Below are 24,895 nucleotides of genomic sequence, written 5' to 3'. Positions count from 1 at the left end.
TGCCCGTATAGCCTTGCCGCATCGTCTGGGAGCAGACGAGCACCGAGCCAAGTGAATGCCCGCCGATCCCACACACTGGAGGCTGAAACACCATGGATCCCGTTGGCGTACTGCTGCTGATAGTCGCGTTCTTCTTCATCATCGTGCTCTTCCGATCGATCAAGATCGTTCCCCAGCAGTGGAACTACATCATCGAACGCCTCGGCAAGTACCGCCGCACCCTGGAGCCCGGGCCCCGGCTCCTGGTCCCCTTCGTCGACAACGTCCGCGCCAAAGTGGACCTGCGCGAGCGCGTCGTCAACTTCCCGCCGTCGAGCGTGATCACCGCCGACAACCTCGGCGTCCAGATCGACACGGTCCTCTACTACATCATCACGCAGCCCACCGCGGCCGTGTACAACATCGACGACTACCTCGCGGGCGTCGAGCAGCTCACCACCACCACGCTCCGCAACGTCGTCGGCTCCCTCGACCTGGAGAAGGCGCTCACCAGCCGCGAGGAGATCAACGCCCGCCTCGCCGCCGAGCTCGACAAGGCCACCGACAAGTGGGGCCTCAAGGTCACCCGCGTCGAACTGCGCTCCATCGAACCGCCGCTGAGCATCCGCGACGCCATGGAGAAGCAGATGCGCGCCGAGCGCGACCGCCGCGCCGCGATCCTCAACGCCGAAGGCACCAAGCGCGCCGCGATCCTCAACGCCGAAGGCGAGCAGCAGTCCCAGGTCCTGCGCGCCAAGGGCGCCCGCGACGCCGAGGTCCTCCGCGCCGACGGCCAGGCCAAGGCCATCCAGACCGTGTTCGCGGCCATCCACAAGGCCAAGCCCACCGACCGGCTCCTGGCCTACCAGTACCTCCAGACGCTCCCCAAGATCGCCCAAGGTGACGCCAACAAGGTCTGGGTCGTCCCGGCCGAACTCACCAAGGCCCTCGGCGGCATCGGCAACGCGCTCGGCGGTGTCACCGGTGACACCTCCGACGCCGACGAAGAAGTCGAGATCGACGCCAGCGCCCTCGAACTCGACGACTCCGCCGCCCAGGCCCTCGAAGCGGCCCAGCAGGCCGCCCGCGAGGTCCAGGACATCGGCGAAGGCAAGAAGATCTCGAACGAACTCCCGCCCGCCCCGGCCTAAGGGGTCTCTAGACACCCCCTAGTTCGACGTGACGCCCCCAGGCAGCCGTCCGGCCGCCCGGGGGCGTTTCGCGCGCAGTAGGGCAGAATCACCGGGTGCCCGACGTCATCCACATCCACGACCCCGAGGACGACCGCCTCAGCGACTACCGCGCCCTGACCGACCTCGCCCTCCGGACCCGCTTCGAGCAGCCCCACGGCCTGTTCATCGCCGAAGGCCACCAGGTCATCGGCCGGGCCCTGCGCGCCGGCTACCGGATGCGCTCGATGCTCATCGACGCCAAACGCGCCGACCAGCTCGCGCACCTCGCCGAGGACGCCCCCTGCTACACCGCTGGGCCCGACCTCCTCGAATCCGTCACGGGCTTCCACGTCCACCGCGGCGCGCTGGCCTCGTTCCACCGCAAGGAACTCCCCGCGCCGACCGAGCTCCTCGAGCGCGTCAACCGCCTCGTCGTCCTCGAAGGCCTGAACAACCATACGAATCTTGGGGCAATATTTAGGGTTGCCGCAGGTCTCGGCTTCGACGGCGTCCTGCTCGCCCCCGACTGCGCCGACCCGCTGTACCGCCGGAGCGTGCGCGTGAGCATGGGGGAGGTGTTCGCGGTGCCGTACGCCTACCTCGAGCCCTGGCCCAGCGGCCTCGCCCAGGTCCGCGAGGCCGGGTTCACCCTCCACGGCCTGAGCCCCTCGCGCGGCGCAATCGACATCGGCCAGGTGAGCGCCGAGGAACGCAGGCGCCCGGCCCTGATGTTCGGCGCCGAAGGCCCCGGCCTGACCACGGCCGCACTCGACGCCTGCGACCGCACGGTCGTCATCCCCATGCACGCGGGCGTCGACTCGCTCAACGTCGCCGCGGCGACGGCGGTGGCCTGCTGGGAGCTGTCCCAGGCGACGCCCCGCTAGAGGCCCACCGTCGCGAACTCCGACTCGCAGGGCGGGCCCCACGTGTAGGAGAACCGCTTCGCGTCAAGGTCCAGGTGCGCGGCGAACGCCGTGTGCGTCTGCAGCTCAACGGGATCGGTCTCGACAGGATGGCGGCACAGGCCCAGTGGCCCGCCCTCGTGGTCCCGCATGGCCGCGTACAGCCGCTCGGTCGACACCGGCGCCTCCTTGGCCAGCAGCGTCTCCATCCGGTCGCACCGGTGATAGGTGGAGACCCGGCCGGTCTCGAGCCAGCTCTGATGGACCCCGAGCGCTTCGGGATCCCGGAAGTGGTTGGCGTGCACCAGGGGAGCGGGCCCGTCCTGGTAGATGACCCGCGACCCCACCGGCGAGGCCTCGACCGTGAGGACCCCCTCCGAGGCGCTGCCCATGAAGAAGTTGGCCGAGCAGGCCGGCCGCGGCGCCAGAGCATGGCCCACGGCCTCAGCCAGGGTGGCAGACTGCAGGACCCTCATCGACCTGAGATGGAACGGCACCGTGTCGAGGCGCCAGTCGTCGACTGAAGCGCCGAGTCCGTTGATGCACAGGCCGATCCCGGCACTGTTGAGCCCGATCTTCGCCCCCGCGACGCCGGCCTCGGTGAACCCGAGCACCGTCGTGTCGCCGTGCTCCCACTGCAGCAGGGCCCCTTCGACACCGGTGAACCAGTCCCAGTTCTGCCCGATGTGCGTCCCCGATGCGGTGAACACTCCGTCGGTGCCTCCGAACGAGGTGCACTCGGACCGGATCCCGTCGGCCGTGGGGCGCCCGAACTCGCTCCAGGCGCTGTACAGCAGCTCGTACCGGGCGTTGAGCAGCGTGATGTCCAGCAGATCCTGCCCCGATCCCGCCGCGATGCCGTCCATCGTCTCGCGGTACGACGCGTCGTACCGCGTGAACTGTTCCAGGAACCGCTGCGAGCGCGAGGCGAGCTCGTTCTCCGGAACTCCCGATGTCAGCATCCGGGAGCGGTAGACCGCGACATTGGCGGCGATCGCCTCCCGCAGTTCCTCGCCGTGCTGCAGACCCCGCTGATGCGGGCTGCCCTGAAGGTGCAGAAGCGGAAGTGAAGTCATGAAACCCATTGTGACAAAGGCGATAACGAGAAGCCAGCGAGTTCTCTATCGCCCCATCAGGGCCTGCTCCACCTGCGAGTAGTGAATGGTCCACCACTTCACGAGCCCGGTCTGCCCCGGCAGCAGGTGATCGCACGCGGAGTTGTGCCGCACGTAATGCCACTCGATGACCCAGTTGTCGGTCAGGCGGTCCCACCACAACTGGTGCGTGGCCAGCCCGATCTCGGGCTCCCCGACGTCGAAGACCGACCGGTACCCCCCGGCGAACGCCCGGATGCGATCGCAGTCCAACCCGCGCTCGTCGCCGTACGTGAAGTAGAACACGGCCGCCCGCGCCATCTCCCGCGCGTACGACGAGACCACCAGGCGGTCCCAGTCGAGGATCGCCGAGATCCGGTCGTCGGGCCCGTGCAGGACGTTGTGAGGGTGCAGGTCGCCATGCGTGTATCCGGTGTACTGCGGCAGCAGGTCCGGCGGCCGGCGGTCCCCGAGCCTGACCAGCAGCCCGCGCTTCAACCGCAGCGTCTGCTCGGCGATGGCCTCGAACCCGGTCTTGTCGCCCCGTCCGGCGGCGACGAGCTCCAGCAGGCGGTCGACCTTCTGCAGGGCCGCTTCAGTAGTAGGCGGATTCTCGGCCTTCGGCGCCCGGTCCGCAGGAATGGAGGCGTGCAGCGTCCGATGCAGGCGTCCGATGACCGACCCGAGATCTCGGCAAGCCTCCCGGGACATGGACAACCCCGAGCGGTGCCGCCCCCCGACCCACGGAAAGACCCCGAACTCCTCGCCTTCCAGGAAGATGGTGGTCCGCCCGTCCCGGCTGAGCACCGGCAGCACCACAGGCACTCCCGAACCACCCAGGGTCTGCAGGACATGGAACTGAAACTGCAGCTCAGGGCCGGTGACGTCCCGGAACAGTTTCAGGAGGTAGGACCCGGACGACGTATCGACCCGCCATGACCGGTTCATCAGCCCGGTCTGGACCCGCTGCATCTGGAAGATCTGCCCGAGATCCCAATGCGTCAACGCCGCATCAGGCAGTCGATGCGCGGTCACGGTCATGCCCCCAAGCCTAGCCGCCGCCGGCCCGCCCGACCGACCGCGAACCCCCCTTGCGCCTACCGCCGAACCATCGTGTAAAGTTTCGTCTCGTGCCACGGAGGGCAGGAAAGCCCACCTGGCAGGCAAAACAAACTACATATACACTTCTGTGTGCACGCGCGAGTGGCGGAATGGCAGACGCGCTAGCTTGAGGTGCTAGTGTCCTATTATGGACGTGGGGGTTCAAGTCCCCCCTCGCGCACAGAAAGAAAGGCCCCGGTTATCCGGGGCCTTCTTTTTCGCGCCTACAATGAGCTTTTGCCTTTGGCGCTCGCTAGCTGGGAGCCATTCTGGGAGCCAAGTTGGCTCCTCGACTCTCCTTTATGGTCCGTTGCATGTTGTCCGGTAGCCTTGTCCAGGAGTTCGGCTCCTGCGGTGATGACCGGTCGGAGTTGGTGCCGGTACACCTTCCATGTGGTGGCGAGGTCCTTGTGTCCGAGCAGGTCGGCGATGAGCTCGACCGGGGCGCCGGCTTCGGACAAGAGCGAGGTGAAGGTGTGGCGCAGTTCCCTGGGCGTCCACGATCCCGGCAAGCCAGCCTTGGTCGCGACCTTCTGCACCTGGTCGTGCACTGACTCGGCCACCTGAACGGTGTCCGTGCGGGTGCCGAACACGTAGACGATCCCCTCCGACTTCCAACCGTGCTCGGCGCGCCATTTCTGCTGCTGCTCTTGATGCTCGGTGAGGATCTCCACGGCGAGTGCAGGCAGGCCGATGGTCCGGCGGCTCTTCGCGGTCTTGGTGTCGCCGCCTGCGCGGACCGATCGCCAGATCTCGACATGGGGAGCGACCGTCTGGAGATGCTCTTGGCCGCAGGAGCAGATCTGGCCCCTGGTCGGGTTGAGGTGCAGGTGCCGCCATTCGAGGGGCCGGGCTTCCTCGGTGCGGATGCCGGTGAAGACCGACAGCGCGATGTACCCGCGGATCGGTCGGTGCCGGCTGGTGTCGAGCAGTGCCATGGTCTGCTCGAGTGTCAGTGCTTTGCTGGGCCTGCCGAGTTGGCCGCGCGGGGCGTCGACGAGTGCGGCGACGTTCCTGCTGGCATGGTTGTGTGCCTCGGCGAATCGGATGATCCGCCGCAGTGTGCTCAACCGCTTCTTGACCGAACCTGTCGACAGCTCCCGGGCCATGACATCGAGCCAGGCATCCACCTCGTCAGCCTTGAGTTCCTTCAGTTTTGCGTGGCCCAGGTGGGGGAGGATCCACTTCCCTACGATCCTGCGGAGCTCGTCCGCGGTGCCTTCGGCCAGATGATGCATGCCGTGCGCGAGGAAGTCCTCGCAGGCGTCAGCGACGGTGTAGTCGTTCCCCAGATCGATCCCGCGGTCGAAATCCTCGCGCAGAGCGTCCAGCTTCGCCTGAACCTGATCGACACTGTGTCCGGTGACCTTGGGGCGGATCCTGCGGTTGTCTGGTCCTCGGCCCACCGAGAGCAGTCCGACGAATCGGCCCGTCGACTTGTCCCAGAAGATCGAACCCGACCCGTTCGGCGCACGCATCCGTGGGGTGTGCCGGGGTCGCTGCGCAGCCACGAAGCCGCCTCCGAAGGAGGTCCTATCTCCATCGTATGGACCTAGGGGCCGGCCGGATGAGGAACGCCTTCCGCTCCCAGCCGAGCCTCGGAACGGTCGTGAGTTCGAATCCCCCTAACTCCACAAACGGACATACGAGATATGAGGGATCATTACGTAGATGATCCCTATTTCTTTGTCCGTCACGCACGGAACAGGACATCGGTCGCGTTGGTGATCAGCACCCGCTGATGCCGTCGCCTGAACCGCTTTCTCAAGGGCCGCTTCACCATTTGTTCAGCCAGGACGATGACGGCTGCTGCGGTGGTAACGGCGTGTGGAGGGCGAACATCTGGGGTTGCCGCCGGTTAGGTGGGCGCCGACCCAGGAGCTGAGGGTGAGCGCGGTGGTGGGTGCAGTGAGGATGCCGTGGAGGACGGCGTACCCGTGCGGTCCCCACCAGTCGGTGACACGGTGGTGTCCAGGAGAGTGAAGGCGCCGAGGACATGCAGGAACAACGATGATTGTCGGTGGCCGTACCCGTGCCCCCATGGGCACGTCTTGACGGTATGCAGGAGAGACGATACCCGGCTCGTCGCACATGGTCTCGTGTGCGACAGGCCGGGCATCTGCGTCGCAGGTGTCTATCCGCCGTTGGATTGACGGGTGCCTTCGGCGAGGGCGTCGAAGGTGTAGAGGTAGCCGCCGTCGGGGCCGCTGACGGTGATGACGCCGTCGGTGGTCCCGGGGTTGACGGCGATGTTGGTCGCGGTGTCGAGATCGGGCGCGTCTCCGGGGAGAGCGATCACTTCGAGCAGGTCGCCGTTCGGGCTGTAGACGTGGATCTCCGGCTTCAGGTGGAAGCCTTGGTAGACGTTGCCGTCGGCGTCGACTGCGGTGGAGTCGACACGGGCCTTGCCGCCGTCGACGTACATGCCCGGGTAGGCGGCCGTCACCTGCGTGCGCGTCTCGTCGAGGGCGAAGTAGTCGATGCGGTTGGCGTTGTACTGCGCGACCCACAGGCCCTCGTGGTCCTCGTCGAACGTGATGCCGTTGGGGGAGGGCAGATCGGCGGCGAGCACGGTGGCGTCGCCGTCGGCGCTGATGCGGATGATCCGCCCCGGAGTCTCCCAACCGGGGCCGACCATGCCGCGGGTGTCGGAGATGTAGAGGGTGCCTTCGGGATCGAAGGCGATGTCGTCGGGCAGCATGGCCGTGCCGTCGATCGCCGCTGAAGAGCGTCCGGTGGTCCTCGCCCTCGAGCGTGATGCTCTGGACGGATCCGCCGAGAATGTCGGTGAGGTAGAGGCGCCCGAGCGGGCTGATCTGGGCCGAGGTGAACCCGCTCGTCTCATCGGTGTAGACCGGCTCGACGGTCCGGGCCTCTACGTCGACTCTGAGCACCTACGGCTCGTCGGGCAGGGCCAGGACGTCGACCAGGAAGAGCCGTCCTTCCTCGTCGAAGACGGGGCCTTCGAGCAGTGCACCGCCGGTCATGCCACCCGGTTCGGAGACCTGCACGAGTTCGACCGCGGTCTGGCGAGAGGGCCCTTCGGAGGAGGAGTCCTCCCCATCGGAGGGATCGGCGTTGCATCCGGTGGCGGCGAAGGGGATGAGCAGGGCGGTGACAATCGCGAGGCGCTTCATGAGGCCACCTCCGCCTTCCGGGTGCTCGCATGCGCATGGACGAGGACCTCGCTCATGTCGCCTGCTCGCCATTCGCGCAGCAGCCGATGGAACGCGACGGGGCCGGGGGAGTACGAGAAGCCGGTGATCGAACGGGTGCCTTCACCGTTGTAGTAGCCGGGCGTGCATTCGGCCTGGAAGGCGCTGGTGTCGTGCGCCGTCTCCTGGAGCGTGCGCAACCACCGCTCCTCGGCTTCGGCGGTGGGCTCGACTCGTCCGGCCCCTTCGCGTTCGGCGCGAGCGATGACGGCCGCGACGTGCTCGGCCTGCTCTTGAAGGATGTGGGTGTAGTTGACGGAGTTGGCGTTCTGGAGCGCGCCGAGGTGGAACAGGTTCGGGAACCCGTGGCTGTAGAAGCCGTGCAGGGTGCGCGGGCCCGCCGCCCACGACTCCAGGAGGCTCCGGCCCCCGCGGCCGGTGACCGGCAGGGTGCCGGACATGACGCCGGAGACGCCGGCGTCGAAGCCGGTGGCGAAGATGACGCAGTCGACCTCGTAGGTCGTGTCGCCGACGACGATCGCGTTCTCGGTCATGGCGGTGATGCCCTGGGCCGCACTGGTGTCGACGAGCGAGACATTGGGTCGGTTGAACGCCTGGAGGTAGTGGTCGGAGAACCCGGGGCGTTTGCACATGTACCGGTACCAGGGCTTGAACGCCTCCGCGGTGGCGGGGTCGGCGACGGTCCCCTCGACGCGGGCGCGGATGCGGTTCATCGTGGCGGCGTCGTCCAGTTCGTCGCGGACCGCCCGTTCCTCCTCGGTGAGGGACTCGTCGACGGCTCCGGTGATGATGCTGCGCTGCAACGCCACGGTTGCCGTCCACCCGTCCGTGACGAGCAGTTCGCCCGCGAGGACGGCGAGGAAGTTCTCCATTCGCTCGCGCTGCCAGCCCGGCTGCAGCGAGGCGGCCCAGGCGGGATCGGTGAGGCGGTTGTCGCGGACGTCCACTGTGGACGGGGTCCGCTGGAACACGAGCAGTTCGCCCGCGCTTTCGGCCAGGATCGGCACGGCCTGGAGGCCGGTCGCGCCGGTGCCGACGACCGCGACCCGCTTGTCGGTCAGTCCGGTCAGGTTTCCGTCGGCGGTGCCGCCGGTGTAGCCGTAGTCCCAGCGGCTGGTGTGGAAGGTGTGGCCGCGGAAGTCCTCGATCCCGGGGATGCCGGGGAGCTTGGGCTGGGTGAGCGTGCCGGTCGAGGTGATGACGTACCGGGCGCCGAAGCGGTCGCCGCGGTCGGTCGCGATGGTCCACTCGTTCCGGTCCTCGTCCCAGGCCAGGGAGGTGGATCGGGTCTGGAAGAGGGTGTCGCGGTACAGGTCGTAGTGCTCGGCGATGCGCACGGCCTGGCGGCGGATCTTCTCGCCCTTGGCGTATCGCTCGGTCGGCATCGTGTCGGTCTCCTCGAGCAGCGGCATTTACACGTACGACTCGACGTCGCAGCGCACGCCGGGGTACCGGTTCCAGTACCAGGTGCCGCCCACGTCCCCGGCCTCGTCCATGAGCCGGATCGACTCCATCCCGGCCTTGCGGAGCGACGCGCCGGTGAGCAGGCCGCCGAACCCGGCGCCGATGACAAGGACGTCGACGCGGTCGGTCTTCGGCTCGCGGGCGGTGAAGGGGGTGTAGGGGTCCTTCGCGTAGTAGCCGAATTCGCCTGCGGCGCTGCGGTATTGGCGGGCGCCGTCGGGCCTGATGCGGCGGGCGCGTTCGCGCTTGTACCGCTCGCGGATCGCCTCGAGATCGATCGGGGCCGACTGGGACTCTTCCATGCTGTCTCCTTTTGCCCGGGGTGTTCGGGCTGGGATGGTTTCGGACCCGGTACGGCATTGGACCTGATACGTCCCCCAAAGAGGTTAGCTTGAAGCTAACTAAATCGGCTAGTCGGAGTTCTGAGAGCGACTACGGTGGAGGGGTGACGAACGAGGACAGGCGTGAAGTGCGCAAAAGCATCGAATCGTTGTCGGTCGCGATCTCGGCGCGGTCCATTCCGCGCATCATCGGGCCGCTGATGGAGACGCAACTCACCATTCAGCAGTTGAAGGTGCTCTCCTCGGTCGTGGTGAGCGAGGCGACGACGACCAGCGGTCTTGCCGAGGACTTCGCGGTTTCGGTGCCCACGATGTCCAGGCTCGTCGACCGACTCGTCAAGCAGGAGCTCATCGAACGCTCCTCGGACGACGGCGACCAGCGCGTCCGGCGCCTTCGACCGACCGGACTCGGCCGAGCGGTCATCGCAGAGATCCTCGGAGCCAGGCCCGAACTGGGCGGTGACGTCATTGATGGCCTCACCCTGGAAGAACTGCGCGCCCTGGAAATCGGCATGCGGGCGGTCAACCGGGAACTGCAAGCGCTCCGAACACGCACCGGAGCGCCACGGCTCTAAGGGGTGTTTGAGCATCCCCTAGTTCCGACCGATCCGCTCTCGGCGTTTGTCGTCGGGCCGCCCTGTGCTTAGCGCTCGTTCCAAGGCGGTCATCTGGGATTCCTTGTAGGCGACTGAAACGGCGGCGTCGCGTTCACCGAGGTCGAAGCCGTGGTAGGCGCCCGGGACGACCTCGAGTTCGCACGGGACGCCTGCTTGGCGCGACCGTTCGGCGTAGGCGAGGTCCTCGTCGTGGAAGAGGTCATTGGTGCCCACGCCCATCCATGCCGGAGCGACACCGGTGAGGTCTCCGTATCGGGCGGGTGCGGCGAGTTGCGGTGGCGTGGCCGCGTGGGCGCCGAGGTAGGCGTTCCAGGCCCAGCGGTTGTTCTTCTGGCTCCACATACGCAGGGACGAGGGATCGATGTCGGTGCGCTGCGCGGTCCGGTCGTCGAGCATCGGGTAGGACAGCACCTGCAGGACCGGCCGGATCGTTCCACGTTCTTTGGCGAGCAAGGCGAGCGCGGCGGCCAGGCCACCGCCGGCGCTCTCGCCGCCGATCGCGATCCGGTCGGCATCCACATCGGATTCCGCTGCCAGCCACTGCAATGCGGCGTAGCAGTCCTCCAACGCCGTCGGGAACGGGTACTTCGGTGCCAGTCGGTATTCGACCGCTGCGGCGATGACGCCGAGTCGACCGGTGACCTGGCGGCACCAGTCGTCTGAGAGCGTCGCACCGCCCAGGACGTAGCCGCCGGCGTGGATCCACAGCAGCGCCGGTTCCGCTCCGACGGCGTTCGGCGGCCGGAAGATCCGCACGGAGACGTCGGCGTCGATCCGGACGAGTTCCCCGCCGCGTGGCGGCCGCGGCTTGACGAGGCCGCTGAGCCGGCGGGCCAGGCCAAGCGGAATGGATCGCGGCAGGAACCGCGGCAGGCGAAGGTCGGGATGAAAGGCGTGCTTGGACATCGGGATCCCCTTGAACTAGGCGCGCATGCCGCGGACGGCGGCGACGACGCCGCCGTCGACGAGCAGGTCGGTGCCGGTGATGAAGTCGGCGTCGGGGCCGAGCAGGAATGCCGCGGCCGCCGCGATGTCGTCGGGGGTGCCGAGGCGCCCGGTGCCGGACATGGCGATCATCGCCCGCATCTGGTCCCCGCTCTCGCCGTCGAGTTCCTGCCGCCCCATCGGGGTGGAGATGACGCCGGGGCTGATCGAGTTGACGCGGGCACCCCGCTCGCCCCATGAAGCCACCGCGGCGGACTGCACGCGGAGCAGGTTGGCGCGCTTGGCGATGCTGTAGGCCGGGCCGGGGTCACCGGCCGCGAAGGGCACGAGGAACGGCAGGTCCAAAAGGTCCTGAGTCGGCGTCGCCGCCAGTGTCCGCTCGCTCTCCGCGTCCAGACCGCCCGCCATGTGACCGGCCATGCTGGCGACGACCACCGCGGCGCCGCCGGGCGCGACGACCTGGCCGAACGCTTCGAGCACGTGGGCGGTGCCGAGCAGGTCGACTCGCAGGATCGCCTCGCTCGGCGCTTGCGCCGGCGACAGGCCCGCCGTGTGGGCGATACGGCCCACGGGCCCGAGGTCGGCCGCCGTCTGGGCCAGGGCGAGCACCGAGTCCCGGTCGCCCACGTCGGCGGCCCGGGCGATGACGTCGTAGCCGTCGCCGCGCAGCTCGTCGGCGATTGCAGCCAGTGCCGGTTCGTTGAAGTCGGCGAGCAGGACCTTCCGCCCGCTCCCGCTGCGGCGGGCGATGGCGCGGCCCATGCCGCCGGTGCCGATGACGGCCAGGACTTCCCTGCTCATGAGCGTGCCCTCTCATTAAATATACGAGACGTGCCGTATTATAAATATTGACACTACACTCATCGACGTGGATGCCAAACAACGCGGACGACCCCGCAACGCCCAAGTCGACACGGCGATCCTGGAAGCGGCGCGGGACCTGATGACCGCCGAAGGCTACGAGCGGATGACGATCGAAGCGATCGCCGCGAGGGCCGGGGTGGGCAAGCAGACCGTCTACCGGCGCTGGCCCTCGAAAGCGGCGATCGTCGCCGAGGCGGTCATGGCCGGCCATCTTGGGATCCGCGCGGAGGCCCCGCCGCAGACCGGGGACGCGGCCGCGGACCTCGGCAGTTGGCTCGGCCAGTTCTTCCGGCAGCTCGGCGAGCCTGCGGAGGTCGCGGTGATTCGGGGCCTGGCCGCCGCCGCGACCGATGGCGGCACCGACGCCGAGAAACTCTACGAGCGCTTCACCGGCCCCAGTCGGGACCAGCTGCTTGAGCTGCTGCGAGCGGGCGTCGACCAGGGCCGGTTCCGGGCCGACCTCGACCTCGACGCCGCCGCCGACGCCATCTCGGGGACCCTGCTCTACCGCGCGATGATCCCGCCTTCAGCGGTCGTCGACACCGAGGCCACCGGATTCCTCGACCTGCTGCTGCTGGGCATGATCCCGAGAACCGAGCCCAGTGGCACGAGCCCGGAACCGTGAGCGGCGCTGCGTGCCCGAAATCCCCGCGCCGCCCGAGGGACGCTGCCGACGGCTTCCGTAGGCTAGGCCGCGCCCGTCACGACTGCGCGTGGCCGACCCCGCGCCCGAAAATCGGCGGAAACGGTGTCAACCTTCCCGCCGACCTCTCGTTCAACTCGCTTCAGCGTTCACTCGGGAAGGGCGATGTGCACGATCTCGTAGCCGGGCGCGATGACCTGAACAGCCTCAGGCCGGTCGGCGACTACTACGAGCCGGCCGCCGCTCGCCCAAGTGCGGCACCAGTTATCCGGCTCGGCGGACACCGTAACTTCGTCCTCGCCGGGGAACCGGCGGTCGGCGGTGTACGGCTTGACCTTGGTCATCCATGCGGCCACGCCTTTGAGCGTCCGCAACTGGACGTCGGGGATGCGGCCGGAGGCGTCCGGTCCGACGTTGAGCAGGAGCCGCCCGCCACGGGAGACCACGTCCGCGTAGTGCTGCGCGAGTTCACGCGGGCTCAAGGTGAGCGTTTGGTCCTCGATCCGGTTGTAGCCGAAGGAGTATCCGAGCCCGCGGTTGTTCTCCCAACCGGTGCCCGCCTCGTGGTCCGTTCCCGCGGAGTACTCGCTCGTGCGGTAGTCCCAGACGTCGGCGCCCCAGCGGTCGTTCACGATGCCGTCGGGGACTGTGCTGAGGTGATGCGCCATCAGCTCGGCGAGCGAGCCGTCCGCCTTCCCAGCGTCGGGCCATTCGATGTCGTTCCAGAGCACCGACGGCTCGTAGCGGTCGATCAGGTCGCGCACGTGAGCGGTGGCCGTGGCGGCGTACTCGGCGTCGACGGGCCGATACGTGTACAAGTGGTCGACGATCTCGATCGGCGGATGGTCGGCGACCGACCAGTCGAGACCCCCGGAGTAGTAGACGCCGAAGCGCATCCCCTCCGCGCGCACCGCCGCGGCGAGCGGGCCGATCAGGTCGCGTTTCGGGCCACGGTCGACGGTGTTGAATCCTTCGCTGCCGGGTGCGTCCCACAACGTCACGCCGTCGTGGTGCTTCGTGACGGGCACGACGTAGTCCGCGCCCAGCCTGCGGAAGAGCCGCGCCCATTCGGCGGGGTCGTAGGCCTCGGCTTTCCACTGGTCGAGGAAGTCCTCGTAGGGCGCCGACCCGTAGACCTCGGCGTGGTGCCGCGCCGCCGGCGACCCTTCGATGCGGATGGTGTTCGCGTACCACTCCGCGTAGGGGTTGTGCGCGAACCACTGCTCGTCCGGGACCGTGCCCAGCGCGCCGATCGGCTCGGCCCACGCGGGCACCGAGTACGGTCCCCAGTGGATGAAGATGCCGAAGCTCGCCTCCCGCGCCCAGTCGGGAAGGTTCTCGCGGTGCGTTCCGGTCATGGTCAACGGTCCTTTCGGGGTGTCACGCCGGCGACGCCGACGGTGAGCAGCGTTCGCGTACTGGCGCTGGTCTCCGGTGGCGATGACCACGGCGATGGTTCGATCGACGGCCTCGGGCCGCCACCCGTCGAGCCTAGGAGCGGGGGACGGTCACGGGAAGGGCCGAACTCACCGAGTAGTGGTCGGTTTTCACCGTCGCTCATCCGCGATGGTCACGCCTGGAGTAGCGAGTCAGCGCTCCTGGTCGTAGCGCTCGCGGTTCTCGAGGACCTCGGCGGTGTGGGCCTCGGCCCACTGGCCGATCGCGGCGAGGGGGCCGTGCAGGGTGCGGCCCAGGCCGGTCAGCTCGTATTCGACGCGGGGCGGGACCTCGGCGAAGACGTGCCGGGTGACGAGGCCGTCGCGTTCGAGGTCGCGCAGGGTCTCGGTGAGGACCTTCCCACTGATTCCCTCGACGGCGGCGCGAAGATCGCGGAACCGCGTGCGCCCCTTGCCGAGCACGATCACGATCATGGCGGTCCACTTGTTGGCGATCCTCGCCAGCGAAGTCCGCGAGGGACAGGTCTGCGTCAGCACGTTCCAATCAGGCTCGTATGACATGCGTCACAAAACTCCAATGGTTACGTTGAGGTGACCGGTTTCCAGAAGTGACTATAGACCGGAACCAGCAACAACGCAAACCGAGGAGTGAACCGATGAGCGAATCCGCCAACACCGCGAAGGTGGCCCAGACCTACTACGAGGCCATGTCCGCCGGCGACATCCCCACCGCCACGGGCCTGTTCGCGGCCGACATCAAGTGGCACCAGCCCGGCGGCCATCGCTTCGCCGGCCTCAAGGATGGCCCCGCAGCCGTGGGCGAGATGATCGGCGGCCAGATGGCCCTCACAACCGGCACGTTCAAGCTCGAGTTCACCGGCGGTCCAATGATCAACGGTGATCTGGCCGCGTTCCCGGTGCACTTCTCCGCCGAGCGCGAAGGCGCGTCGATGTCGATGGACGGCATTGACGTCCTTCGCGTCGAAGGCGGCAAGATCGCCGAGATGTGGCTGTTCTCTGCCGACCAGGACGCCGAAGACGCATTCTGGGGCAAGGACTGACCGAACCCTGAGGCAACTGTCGACCCCGCCCGCGCTTCCCCCGTGCGGCGGAGGAAGGGAAGTGATGACATGGCCGAGGTCGACGCGAGTGACCCGCCCGTGAGGATTCAGGTCCGCGGCGCGCGAGTCCACAACCTGCGCAACATCGACGTCGAGGTCCCGCTCCGCAAGCTCGTCGCGATCGCCGGGGTCTCCGGCTCGGGCAAGTCCTCACTCGCGCTCGGCGTGCTCTATGCCGAAGGGTCGCGCCGGTACCTCGAGGCGCTGTCGACCTACACGCGCAGGCGGCTCGCGCAGGCGCCGCGGGCCGACGTCGACGGCGTCCAGCACGTCCCGGCCGCGCTGGCACTGCGCCAGCGCCCCGGCGTTCCGTCGGTGCGCAGCACGTTCGGCACCTCGACCGAGCTGCTCAACTACCTGCGGCTCATGTACTCGCGGCTGGGCGCGCACTTGTGCCCCAACGGCCACCGGCAGGAGCCGACGATCGACGTCGCGCTCAACATGGACCTGACGTGCCCGGTGTGCGGTGCGGTGTTCTATCCGCCCGGGGCCGAGACGTTCGCGTTCAACTCCGACGGCGCGTGCCCGCGCTGCGAGGGCACCGGCGTGGTGCGCGAGGTCGACGAGGCCGCGCTCGTCCCTGATGCTTCGAAGACCATCGACGAGGGCGCGGTCGCGCCCTGGTCGATGTTCGGCCTGGCGGTCATGCCGCAGGTCGCGGCCGAGCTCGGAGTGCGCACCGATGTGCCGTACGCGGAACTGGACGCCGCCGAGCGGGAGACGGTGATGCACGGCCCCGAGGTCAAGCGGCAGATCCGCGTCCCCTCCAAGAGCGGCAAGCTGTTCGACCTCAACTTCACGTATCGCAACGCCCGGCGCGCGGTCGAGGAGGCGGTCGGCAACGCCGCCAGCGAGAAGGGCCTGGCCCGGGTCAACCGGTTCCTGAGCGTCCAGACCTGTCCGGACTGCGGCGGCACCCGGCTGAGTGAGCACGCCAGGTCAACCACTGTGGATGGTCTGAATCTGGCTGAGGCGACGGCGAAGACCCTCGGCGAGCTCACCGCATGGGTGCCGAAGGTCGTCGACTCCCTGCCGCCCGATATGCAGCGGATGGGCCGCGAAGTCAGCGCCCAGCTCCTGGTGATCGCCGAACGGCTCACCGGCCTTGGTCTGTCCTACCTCAGCCTCGACCGGACCAGCGCCACGCTGTCGACGGGGGAGCGGCAGCGGGTCCAGCTGACCCGCGCGGTGCGCAACGAGACCACCGGCGTGCTCTACGTCCTCGACGAGCCGTCGATCGGGCTGCATCCCTCGAATGTGGACGGCCTGCTCGCGGTCATGCGCGACCTGCTGGCCGACGGCAACTCCGTGGTCCTGGTCGACCACGACGTCCAGATCCTGCGCGAAGCCGACTGGTTCATTGAGATCGGCCCCGGCTCGGGCAGCCAAGGCGGCCAGGTCCTGGCCGCCGGCGACGCACAGCAGCTCATCACCGACCCCGACTCCCTCATCGGCCCCTTCCTCGCCGGGCACGCATCCGTTGTGGCCCGTTCGCGGGCGAGCAGCGAGTCCATGTTCGGCACCGGACGCCTCCGCTTGTCGACGCGTCCGCTGCACACCGTGCACGCCCTCGACCTCGACCTCCCCGCGGGGCGACTGGTCGCCGTCACCGGCGTCTCCGGATCGGGCAAGACCACGCTCGTCCTCGAGAGCCTCATCCCGGGCCTCAACGCACAAATCGCCGGATCCCCTCTCCCCGATCACGTCTCAAGCGTCGATGCCGGTCCGATCAAGCGCGTCGACGCCGTCGACAGCAGCCCGGTCGGCGCCAACGTGCGGTCCACAGTGGCTACCTACAGCGGCATCCTCGACGAGCTGCGCCGAACCTGGGCGGCCACACCCGACGCGACGGCCGACGGCCTCGGCGCGGGCGACTTCTCCTACAACACCGGCTCGCTGCGATGCCCGCGCTGCGAAGGCACCGGGGAGGTCTCGCTCGACGTGCAGTTCCTGCCCGACGTCGACATCGTCTGCCCCGCATGCCAAGGCTCGCGCTACGCGCCCGCCGCCGACCGGTACGAACGCGACGGGCTCACCCTGCCGCGGCTGCTCACCCTGACCGCGACGCAGGCGCTCGAGCGGGTCGGCGACCTGCGCCGGGTCCGAGCCAAGCTCCAGACACTGGTCGACCTCGGCCTGGGCTACCTCACCCTCGGTGAGGCGACGCCCGCGCTCTCCGGCGGCGAGGCCCAGCGCCTCAAGCTCGCCTCCGAACTCGGCCGCGACCAGAGGGAGACCCTGTTCGTCTTCGACGAGCCGTCGATCGGCCTGCACCCGCTCGACGTCCGCACCCTCCTCGGGGTCCTCCAGCGCCTGGTCGACAACGGCGCCACCGTCATCGTGATCGAACACGACCTCGACATCATCGCCAACGCCGACTACGTCGTCGACATGGGACCCGGCGGCGGCGCCGACGGCGGCACGATCGTCGCCACCGGCACCCCTGACGACCTCCGCGCCGATCCTCGCAGCACCACCGGCCGATACCTCGACCGCCAACTCGAATACGGCAGGTGAGACGACATGCCGCAGTGGACGGGTCGACTGGTCGCATGGGCGACCGAAGTACTCCTCGGCCTGACGCTGACGCTCACCGGGCGCGAAGCGAACGGCGCTGCGCGAGTCGTGACGCCATGCCGAGGTCGAGGTCGAGGTCGAGGTCGAGCCTCTCAGTGAGAGGAGTCAGTCTTTGGTGGGTTTCAGGCGTCCGCCGTTGTCGCAGTACCAGGACGTGTCGTCGGGTTGGGCGGGCTCGGGGATCGACATCGCCCAGGTGCCCATGGCGTCGAGGACGGTGCGCAGTCCCTCGCCAAGCTCGGTGAGCCGGTACTCCACGTGCGGGGGGATCTCGGGATACGAAGTGCGCGTGACGATCCCGTAGTTCTCGAACTGGCGCAGCCGCCGGGTCAGCGTGTGCGGGCTGATGCGCGGGAGCGCCGCGCGCAGTTCGGTGAAGCGTTGCGGACCGTGCAGGAGTTCGCGGACGATGAGCGTGGCCCACGGTCCTTCGAGCAGTGTGAGGAAGCGCGCGACCCCGCATTCGGGCAGCGCGGTCACGATGTCCTCGACGGGGGTGTCGGTGGCCACAATCGTCTCCAGTCTCCATTAGTGCAGTTGATGTAACCGGTGCATCGATTGTACTAATGGCGTCATGACTTATGTAGTGCACGGCGCCACCGGCGCCCAGGGAAGCCCCGTCGTCGCCGCCCTCGCCGCGAAGGGGGTCCTGATCACCGCGATCACCCGCCGCGCGGACGCGGAGGTGGTCTGCGCGCGGACGCTCGCGGTAGACCTGGCCTCGATCCAGCAGCTCACCGACGCCTACCGGGGCGCAGAGGGCGTGTTCGTCCACCTGCCGGTGGTCGATGCCGCAACGCGTGAGACCTACGCGGGCAACATCATCACTGCGCTGCGTGAAGCCCGCCCCGAGCGCGTCGTTTACTCCACCAGCGGATTCCCCGCCGATGCCGACCCGATGGCCGCGGCATTGGCCGAGAGCAGTCTGTCGTACGCCGTGATCGCACCCCGCTACTACCTGGAGAACCTGCTCCTCCCGCACGTACAAGAGGGCGTTCGCGCCGACGGCGTGCTCCGTTACCCGCTGCCGGCCGACTTCGCCTCCTCGTGGGGCTCGCACCTGGACATCGCCGACGCCGCCGTCGCGCTGTTTGAGCAGCGCAACGTCACCGGAACGGTCGAGGTCGGCCAGTCTCCCGCCGTCACCGGGAAGGACCTGGCCGAGGCCTTTGCCACCGCATACGGCCGCGACGTGGTCTACGAGCCCCAGACGCCGGTCGACTTCGCCGTGCGGCTCGTACCGTTCATGGGCGCCGACGCCGCCGCAGTGGTCCAGAACGGCTACGAGCAGATCGTCGCCCTGCCCGACAACGCGATCGGCGCCGAGCGCTCCGCGCAGCAGCTCCTAGGCCTCACCCCGCGTACGACGCACCAGTGGCTCATCGACCTCGGGCTGCACCAGGCCTGATCGGCGCGATGCGCAAAGGCGTGGACCGGACATTCCCTCGGGGAATCTCCGGTCCACGCCTTCGTTCTGCGGTTTCAGTGCGACCCTGCCTCCGGTGCGCTTCCGCGGAAGCGCACCGGAGGCAGGGCCGTGCGGGGTCAGTTCACGGCCACGATCGTGCGCCCGAGGAGCGCTCCTTCCACGAGGTAGTCGATCGTGCCGAGGTAGCGCCGGTTCGCGTCCAGGCCCTGCCAGATGGCGGTGACGGTGTGGCGGCCGCCGGCCTCAGCCTCCAGCGACTCCGGTGCCACGGTCAGGTTCCCCGCGGCGGACTCCGGAACGACCCAGGTGTGGACCAGGGCCTCGACGGCGCTGGTCGGGGCGTCCCACAGGTCGACGAAGATCATGTACGTCCGGCCGGCCTCCAAGTCGACGTGCTCGTCCGAGCCCGACAGTTGCGGAGTACCGAACAGTTCGAGCGACCCGTCGTCCAGTTTCTCGTAGACATAGAGGTCGAGATCGACCTCCGACCCTTGGTCGGCGTCGAACGTCGCGACGCTCCCCATCGCGGCGTCGTCCGGGACGGTGAGTTCGAACGACTCGGTCTGGTCGCGCTCGACCGGTTCGTCCATCGGGAACGCCGAGCGGTCCGGATTGGACAGGGCGAGCGTTCGGGTCTCCGAGGCGACCAGGCCGGAGGGGGCGAGGTCGATCGTGCCGTCGATGCCGGCCTTCACGTCGAGCTCGGCCGAGCCGTCAGCGCCTTCACCGGTGATCTCGCTCGGGACGGCGATGTCCACCGCGCGCACGGTGATCGGGCTGCGGACCTCATGCCCCTGCAAGTCGCTCCACGTCAGCGCTCCGAACGACCATTCGGCGGTGGCGGCGTCGGTCCGGGTGACGGTGACCGAGTACGTCGCGGTCGCGCCCGGCGGCACCACTAGAAGTTTGCTGTCCACTTTGACCTTAAAGCCCGGCGGGACTTCGACGGTCGGGTAGTAGACCCCGATCGCGTCGTCGACGTTGGTGACCGTGCGGGCGATCTTCTGTTCCCCGGTCAGGTCGCCGACGGCGATCGACGGGTAGTTCAGATCGCTCGGGTCGACCGCGCCGTGCTCGGCTTCGGCACTCTCGCAGGTGTCGGCGGGGGCCACCTCCTGGAACTGGCCGATGGCGCAGCCGTAGAGGATCCAGTCGGTCGCGTCGGAGTCGTAGACCAGGCCGGGGTCGAACATGGACTGGCCGTCGACGTGTCCCGCACCGATCTGGAACGGAGTGGCCGCGGCATCGGTGCCCTCGCGCCCGATCGGTTCGCCCTCGGTGTCCGTCTGGTACGCGGTGGTCATGATCGCCGACTTGATCGCCATCGGGGACCAGTCGGGGTTGGCGCTCTTGATGAGCGCCGCCAGGCCGGCGATGTGGGGGCTGGCCATGGAGGTGCCGCCCATGATGCCGAAGTTGCCGCCGTCCGGGGTCGAGGTGGGCAGGTACCCGGCGAGGATCTCGTCGCCGGGCGCGGTGATGTCGGGCTTGAGCAGGTCGCCGCCGCCGACGATGGCCGGGCCCTGGGATGAAAAGTCGGCCGAGACCGGCGCGGTCTGGGTGACCGCCTCGAAAGCGTGGGCGGTCATGGTCGCGGCGTCATTGCCTGCGGCGTAGGCCTCGATGGCGTCGCCGGCGGCCAGCGTCGTGCGCACCGTCCACAGCGGGGTGTCCCAGCCGGTCTCGAGGTCGTCGACCTGGGCGGCATCGTCGGTGTAGACCAGGGCGAACGCGCCTCCCGCGTCGGCCACGACCTCAGCCTTCTCGACGAAGAGGTACGTGCCGCGGGCGCAGGCGACCGCCCGGCCGGCGACCTTGGCCGCGTCCAATGTGCCCGGCGCGCACAACCGCGCCTCGACCGGATCCGCTCCCTCGACGGCGATCTCTTGGGCCAGCACCAGATCCGCCTCGGTCTCGGTGAACCTCGGGGCACTGGCGGCGTAGGGGAATGTCTGGCCGTCGCCGAGGGTCAGCTCCGCCGCGAAGGTGCGGGAGTGGGAGCCGGCGGCGACGGATGTGACCCACGGCGAGTTGTGCCCGACGGTGCTCGCGCCGGCCTCGCCGGAGTTGCCCGCCGAATTGGCGATGAAGACGCCCGCTTCGGCGGCGGCGAAGGACGCCATCGAGATCGGGTCGACGATGGTGTCCCCCGCGTCGCCGAGCGACATGTTGATGACGTCCACCCCGTCGCTCACGGCCGCGTCGATCGCGGCCACGATGTCGGAGTTCGGGCAGAAGCCGTCGATGGCGATCCAGCAGACCTTGTAGATCGCGAGCCGCGCCGCGGGGGCCATGCCCGAGGCCAGGCCGACGGGGGCGCCTTCGATGACGGCCTCGGTGTCGAGGTTCCCGGCGGCCGTGGTGGCCACGTGGGTGCCGTGGTTGTACTCCTCGCGCGGCGACTTGTAGCCGGCGACGTCGCTGTGGCCCTGGGAGTCGAACCAGCGGGCGCCGATCACCTTGTTGCTGCAGACGACGTTGTTCTCAGGCGTGTCCTCGCCCTCCTCGCATTCGCCCTTCCACTTGGCGTCGATGACGTCCTGGTCGGGGCGCGGCTCGGGCAGCGGCGCGAACATCGGGTTCTCGGGGGTGAAGCCGCCGTCGACGATGCCGATGACGACGCCTTCCCCGGCGCGCTCGCCGCCGCCGAACTCGCTCTCCCAGGAGCCGTCCTCACCGGACAGTCCGAGGAACTCGCTCGAGGTGTCCAACTGGGGCTTCGAGAGCCCGTCGGGGACGATCGCGGCGACCCGCTCGTCGCCCGCGAGTTCGGCTGCCTCCTCGGCGGTCAGCTCAGCGGCGAAGCCGTTGAAGGCCGTGTCGTACTCGACTGCCGGTTCGACGCCGGGCACGTCGGCGAGGATCTCGTCGCGGGCGTCCTCGAGATGCGCGCGATAGTCCTGCACCGCATCCGAATCGAAGGCGATGCGTTCGCCGTCGTCCGGAGTGGTGGCCTCGAGCCCGGCCACGCCGCCGTCGTACACGGCGACCGGCTCGTCGACGAACTGGACGATGTAGCGACCGTCCTTGAAGGAGGTCGGGGAGGTGGAGAGCGCCGGGTCTGCGGTGGCGGTATAGGCGAAGACGGTGAGGCTTGTGGCGGCCACGGCCGTAACGCCGAACGCTGCTATGAGGCGTCGTCGACGACCGGCGGCCCGCCAAGATCGCTTGAGTATCACTGGGGATTTCCTTTCGAGCAGAGGTGAGGGTTCGCCGCGCCGGTGCCTGTTCTCGTGAACAGGCGTGCCCGCGACGGCGGAATCAGGGGAAGGAAGGGGGACTCGTGATACGGAGTGGGGGCGCGGCCGACCCAACCACGGCCGCGCCCGGCCCGCGACGATCGGTTGCGGGCGTCTTGAAATCAGTCCAACGGAAGTACTAGAAGCTTCAACTGAGACGAGAGTGAATGTCAATTTGAAATGATGCAGATCACGCTAAATCGCTTTATTACCGACAAGTAGCCAATATCTTGACGAATCGGCTGACAGCGGGCACGCCGGATACCGCCGCGCGCCGGTCTTCTCGAGTCCGTACGGGCATCGCGCATCTAGTGGGTCAGCTGCTGACTTCTGTTGCCTCCGTTGGCATCGATTTGCTCTCTAATGGATCGCGAATAAGCTCGCTCCGGTGATCGCCGCCTCCACCGATTCGGCGAAGGTCGCGGAGTCGACGAGTTGGCCGCCGACCATCGCCGTCGGGGTGCCGGTCACGCCCTGCTCTGTGGACGCCGAGGTGGTGCCCTCATCGATCCAGCCGCGGTAGGTCTCGTCGTCGACGCACGCCTCCCACTCGGCATCGAGCCCGGTCTCGGTCCCGATGCGCTTCAGTTCGTCGTCGTCGAGCCCCCGGGTGTTCTCGGCGGGCTGGGCGGCGTACAGCGCCAGCGTGTAGTCGAGATATGCCTGCGGGCCGGTGTCAGCGGCGCAGACCGCTGCGGCGCCCGCCCGGGTCGAGTACTCGGTCCCCTGGCTCATGCGGTTGAGGATGGCGATGGGGTGGTAGTTGATCGTCACTGATCCCTCGTCGACCCAGCGCTGCAGATCGGCGGCGTAGGTGTCCTCGAACTGCTTGCAGGCCGGGCACATGTAGTCGATGTAGAGGTCGATCTGGACCGGTCCGTCGCCGATCGTGACGGCGTAGGTGTCGGTGGTCGCGGCGGCCGGTTCGTTGACCTCGTAGTCGACTTCGCGGTTCATCCAGATGCCGAGGCCGAGCAGGCCGCCGATGAGGAGGACGGACGCGCCGATCGCGGTGCCGAAGACGATGCGCTTGCGGCGCGCCTGGGCTTCCTGCTGTTCGCGGAGTGCTGCGGCGGCGTGCTTTCGTGATGAAGGTGCCATTGCTGAGTTGTTCCTTTCAATGCGGCTGACCGCATTCGTGCCGAGGGAAGAGTTCGAGACTTGTCGTGATCGATGCCTGGAGAACCGACCTGTCAGCGGCTGTCGCCTTGGGCGCCATCAATATCGGCCGACGCCGGGCCGCGCAATGCGCCCAGCACGAAGTCGATGTTCTGCCGGTACAGCGCGATGAGATCGAGCCCTTCGTCGGGATGGTTGAGGACGGCGACTTGTGGTGCCGACGAGTCGGGGAGCACCGGTGCCGTGGTCGTGCCGGATTCGTTGAGCACGATCGACGGTTCGAGCGCTGCGAGCAGCCCGAGTGTCCTCTCGGTCGGTGTCTCGGGTCCGAAGGTCGCGATCCTGCTGGAGATCATGGAGGCGAGCCAGGTGGTGTGGAACTGGGCCACGACGACAGGCTCGTCGGCGCCGATCTGCGAGTCGATTTCTGATTGGAATCCGGCGACGGCCGCCTCGAACTCCTCGACCCAGGCGAGCGCGGTATCGGTGGTGCCGAAGAGCGCACCGAGCCGTGTGACTTCGGCGATCACGTTCGCAGCAGTGTTGTCGGTCTTGATCGTGATCGCGTCGGCCTCGCTGCCGGCGGCGTCGCGGGCTTGCTGCGCAAACCGCTCGGCCTGGCTGTAGAGCAGGAAGTCGGCTCCAGTCGCGGTCGCCAGCTGCTCGGGTGAGGGTTCAAAGACGGGTGGGTTCGGTGTTCCGGGCGGGACGATCACGGTGATATCGACGGCGCCTGCGGCAGCCGCGTACATCCCTTCCCAGGCGGTCGTGACGACCACCCTCGGCGGGTCGGTTCCTTCTTCGCCCGAACATGCGGACAGGGTGAGCGGCATCGCCATCAAGGAGGCGAGCAGCGTAAAGGTTCTCATTGGATCTTTTCCTCGAGCAGGTTCATGGGACCGCCGAGGCAGCCGCGTCGCTGGAGCGAACCGGACCGCAGGCAGCACTGAAACGTCGTCGCTCCCGGGCAGAGTCAGCGCGTAGCGCGCGACACGACCGAGGGACGGGCGAGGACGTCACCGTTCATCCGCAGCGCGGAAACTCGACGGGGCGAGTGCCTCCGTCGGTGAACGGGTTACTGGGAGAAGACCGCTGTCGGCGGGCCGCGTCGCGGTACGGCTGCGGCGAGGAGCGTCAGATGCGGGCGCACGCCTTCAAGAACGTGCGTAAGCCGGCGCGGTGGCAGGACCGGACCCTCGGCCTTGAGCAGACGCAGCCACAGGCCCGGTCCGAAAGCGAGGATGAGCAGGTCGAGGAATGCCGCCAGCGCGGCGTCGCCGCGGGCCAGCCACAGGGCCGTGACGCACATCGCGAGCGCGTGCGCAAGGAACATTCCCGGGCCGGGCAGCACGTGATGCGCGTGTTCGGGGGAGGCGGTGAACCACAGGTGCAGACCCGATTGTGCGAACGCGCTCGCGGCCGTGAGCACACCCATGCCGCGCTGTCTGCCGCCGAGGCAGTACGCAAGCGGCGTCAGCACCGCGACGGCGATGGCGAAGGTCTCGAAGCAGATTAGCGACCCGCTGGCGATGAAGTGCAAGGCGGCCGTGACGGTCACGCAGGCCACCGCGAACACCAGGGCGCGAAGCCCTCGGATCAGCGGTTGACCGATATGCACCGAGTGATTCTCGCATGGCTCCCGCGGCAAGCGGCGATCCGGATCCGACACCGCTGTCCTCGATCGGACCGTGCGGCACGGGTAACCTCACTTGTCG

Annotated in this window: 21 protein-coding genes, 1 tRNA gene and 1 pseudogene; 8 read left to right on the top strand and 15 right to left on the bottom strand. The window is 68.3% G+C overall.

Annotated features, from left to right (window positions below):
* The first annotated feature begins 92 nt into the window (after positions 1-92).
* Both QWI33_RS05535 and QWI33_RS05530 read left to right on the top strand, forming a co-directional pair.
* Positions 93-1,130, top strand: coding sequence for an SPFH domain-containing protein (locus QWI33_RS05535; protein WP_289955718.1), 1,038 nt, complete (start codon positions 93-95; stop codon positions 1,128-1,130).
* Between the two features lie 95 nt (positions 1,131-1,225).
* Positions 1,226-2,035: a TrmH family RNA methyltransferase gene (locus tag QWI33_RS05530; protein WP_289955716.1), complete on the top strand. Its 810-nt coding sequence runs from the start codon at positions 1,226-1,228 to the stop codon at positions 2,033-2,035.
* Here QWI33_RS05530 and QWI33_RS05525 read toward each other — a convergent pair.
* Together QWI33_RS05525 and QWI33_RS05520 are read right to left on the bottom strand one after the other, a co-directional pair.
* The gene (locus QWI33_RS05525; protein WP_289955714.1) at positions 2,032-3,129 is read right to left on the bottom strand and encodes a C45 family autoproteolytic acyltransferase/hydrolase; all 1,098 of its coding nucleotides are present in this window, start codon (positions 3,127-3,129) and stop codon (positions 2,032-2,034) included. The genes QWI33_RS05530 and QWI33_RS05525 overlap by 4 nt on opposite strands.
* A 45-nt stretch (positions 3,130-3,174) precedes the next feature.
* Positions 3,175-4,188 (bottom strand): phosphotransferase, encoded by a 1,014-nt coding sequence (locus QWI33_RS05520; protein WP_289955712.1) that lies wholly within the window; start codon positions 4,186-4,188, stop codon positions 3,175-3,177.
* A gap of 156 nt (positions 4,189-4,344) precedes the next feature.
* Between QWI33_RS05520 and QWI33_RS05515 the strand changes: the two genes are divergently transcribed.
* Positions 4,345-4,429 (top strand) — tRNA-Leu (locus tag QWI33_RS05515).
* Between the two features lie 43 nt (positions 4,430-4,472).
* Here the strand turns inward: QWI33_RS05515 and QWI33_RS05510 are convergent.
* The 4 genes and pseudogenes from QWI33_RS05510 to QWI33_RS05495 form a co-directional block, all read right to left on the bottom strand.
* A complete protein-coding gene (locus tag QWI33_RS05510) occupies positions 4,473-5,726 on the bottom strand; it encodes a tyrosine-type recombinase/integrase (RefSeq protein ID WP_270112577.1) in 1,254 nt (417 codons plus the stop codon).
* Between the two features lie 656 nt (positions 5,727-6,382).
* Entirely contained in the window at positions 6,383-6,949 is a 567-nt protein-coding gene (locus QWI33_RS05505; RefSeq protein ID WP_270112578.1) for an SMP-30/gluconolactonase/LRE family protein, read from the bottom strand.
* 193 nt (positions 6,950-7,142) lie between these two features.
* Positions 7,143-7,385 carry a hypothetical protein gene (locus QWI33_RS05500; protein ID WP_270112579.1) on the bottom strand — a complete coding sequence of 81 codons (243 nt, stop codon included), beginning with the start codon at positions 7,383-7,385 and terminating at the stop codon, positions 7,143-7,145.
* Positions 7,382-9,190: pseudogene (locus tag QWI33_RS05495) on the bottom strand (flavin-containing monooxygenase). The gene QWI33_RS05500 and the pseudogene QWI33_RS05495 overlap by 4 nt, the downstream one beginning before the upstream one ends.
* Positions 9,191-9,333: 143 nt before the next feature.
* On the opposite strand from QWI33_RS05495, the gene QWI33_RS05485 reads away from it, so the two are divergent.
* A complete protein-coding gene (locus QWI33_RS05485; protein ID WP_270112582.1) occupies positions 9,334-9,804 on the top strand; it encodes a MarR family transcriptional regulator in 471 nt (156 codons plus the stop codon).
* Between the two features lie 18 nt (positions 9,805-9,822).
* Here QWI33_RS05485 and QWI33_RS05480 read toward each other — a convergent pair whose 3' ends face one another.
* Entirely contained in the window at positions 9,823-10,752 is a 930-nt protein-coding gene (locus QWI33_RS05480) for an alpha/beta hydrolase (RefSeq protein ID WP_270112583.1), read from the bottom strand.
* 15 nt (positions 10,753-10,767) lie between these two features.
* Complete coding sequence (locus tag QWI33_RS05475) at positions 10,768-11,592, bottom strand: SDR family oxidoreductase (RefSeq protein WP_289955705.1); 825 nt, start codon at positions 11,590-11,592, stop codon at positions 10,768-10,770.
* 67 nt (positions 11,593-11,659) lie between these two features.
* Between QWI33_RS05475 and QWI33_RS05470 the strand changes: the two genes are divergently transcribed.
* The gene (locus QWI33_RS05470; protein ID WP_270112585.1) at positions 11,660-12,280 is read left to right on the top strand and encodes a TetR/AcrR family transcriptional regulator; all 621 of its coding nucleotides are present in this window, start codon (positions 11,660-11,662) and stop codon (positions 12,278-12,280) included.
* A 167-nt stretch (positions 12,281-12,447) separates the two neighbouring features.
* Here the strand turns inward: QWI33_RS05470 and QWI33_RS05465 are convergent, their stop codons facing one another.
* Both QWI33_RS05465 and QWI33_RS05460 read right to left on the bottom strand, forming a co-directional pair.
* Positions 12,448-13,656 (bottom strand): alpha-L-fucosidase, encoded by a 1,209-nt coding sequence (locus QWI33_RS05465; RefSeq protein ID WP_270112586.1) that lies wholly within the window; start codon positions 13,654-13,656, stop codon positions 12,448-12,450.
* 231 nt (positions 13,657-13,887) lie between these two features.
* Positions 13,888-14,256 carry a winged helix-turn-helix transcriptional regulator gene (locus QWI33_RS05460; RefSeq protein ID WP_270112587.1) on the bottom strand — a complete coding sequence of 123 codons (369 nt, stop codon included), beginning with the start codon at positions 14,254-14,256 and terminating at the stop codon, positions 13,888-13,890.
* Between the two features lie 95 nt (positions 14,257-14,351).
* Here QWI33_RS05460 and QWI33_RS05455 point away from each other — a divergent pair, with 95 nt between their 5' ends.
* Positions 14,352-14,756 carry a nuclear transport factor 2 family protein gene (locus QWI33_RS05455; RefSeq protein ID WP_270112588.1) on the top strand — a complete coding sequence of 135 codons (405 nt, stop codon included), beginning with the start codon at positions 14,352-14,354 and terminating at the stop codon, positions 14,754-14,756.
* 69 nt (positions 14,757-14,825) lie between these two features.
* The gene (locus QWI33_RS05450; protein WP_270112589.1) at positions 14,826-17,333 is read left to right on the top strand and encodes an excinuclease ABC subunit UvrA; all 2,508 of its coding nucleotides are present in this window, start codon (positions 14,826-14,828) and stop codon (positions 17,331-17,333) included.
* Positions 17,334-17,498: 165 nt separating this feature from the next.
* Here the strand turns inward: QWI33_RS05450 and QWI33_RS05445 are convergent, their stop codons facing one another.
* Positions 17,499-17,903 carry a winged helix-turn-helix transcriptional regulator gene (locus QWI33_RS05445; protein ID WP_270112591.1) on the bottom strand — a complete coding sequence of 135 codons (405 nt, stop codon included), beginning with the start codon at positions 17,901-17,903 and terminating at the stop codon, positions 17,499-17,501.
* A gap of 64 nt (positions 17,904-17,967) precedes the next feature.
* On the opposite strand from QWI33_RS05445, the gene QWI33_RS05440 reads away from it, so the two are divergent.
* A complete protein-coding gene (locus QWI33_RS05440) occupies positions 17,968-18,801 on the top strand; it encodes an SDR family oxidoreductase (protein ID WP_270112592.1) in 834 nt (277 codons plus the stop codon).
* A gap of 137 nt (positions 18,802-18,938) precedes the next feature.
* On the opposite strand, the gene QWI33_RS05435 is transcribed toward QWI33_RS05440, so the two are convergent.
* From QWI33_RS05435 to QWI33_RS05420, 4 genes are all read right to left on the bottom strand, one after another.
* Complete coding sequence (locus tag QWI33_RS05435) at positions 18,939-21,929, bottom strand: S8 family serine peptidase (RefSeq protein WP_270112594.1); 2,991 nt, start codon at positions 21,927-21,929, stop codon at positions 18,939-18,941.
* A 492-nt stretch (positions 21,930-22,421) separates the two neighbouring features.
* The gene (locus QWI33_RS05430) at positions 22,422-23,162 is read right to left on the bottom strand and encodes a DsbA family protein (protein WP_270112595.1); all 741 of its coding nucleotides are present in this window, start codon (positions 23,160-23,162) and stop codon (positions 22,422-22,424) included.
* Between the two features lie 92 nt (positions 23,163-23,254).
* Positions 23,255-24,049, bottom strand: a complete 795-nt coding sequence (locus tag QWI33_RS05425; protein WP_270112596.1) for a metal ABC transporter substrate-binding protein — start codon at positions 24,047-24,049, stop codon at positions 23,255-23,257.
* Between the two features lie 206 nt (positions 24,050-24,255).
* On the bottom strand, positions 24,256-24,849 hold the full coding sequence (locus QWI33_RS05420; RefSeq protein WP_289955698.1) for a hypothetical protein: 594 nt from the start codon (positions 24,847-24,849) through the stop codon (positions 24,256-24,258).
* Positions 24,850-24,895: the final 46 nt, after the last annotated feature.

This window comes from Glycomyces tritici, from assembly GCF_030403505.1.
The sequence above is the reverse complement of the archived record's forward strand: the minus strand, read 5'-3'. Positions and strand labels throughout refer to the sequence as shown.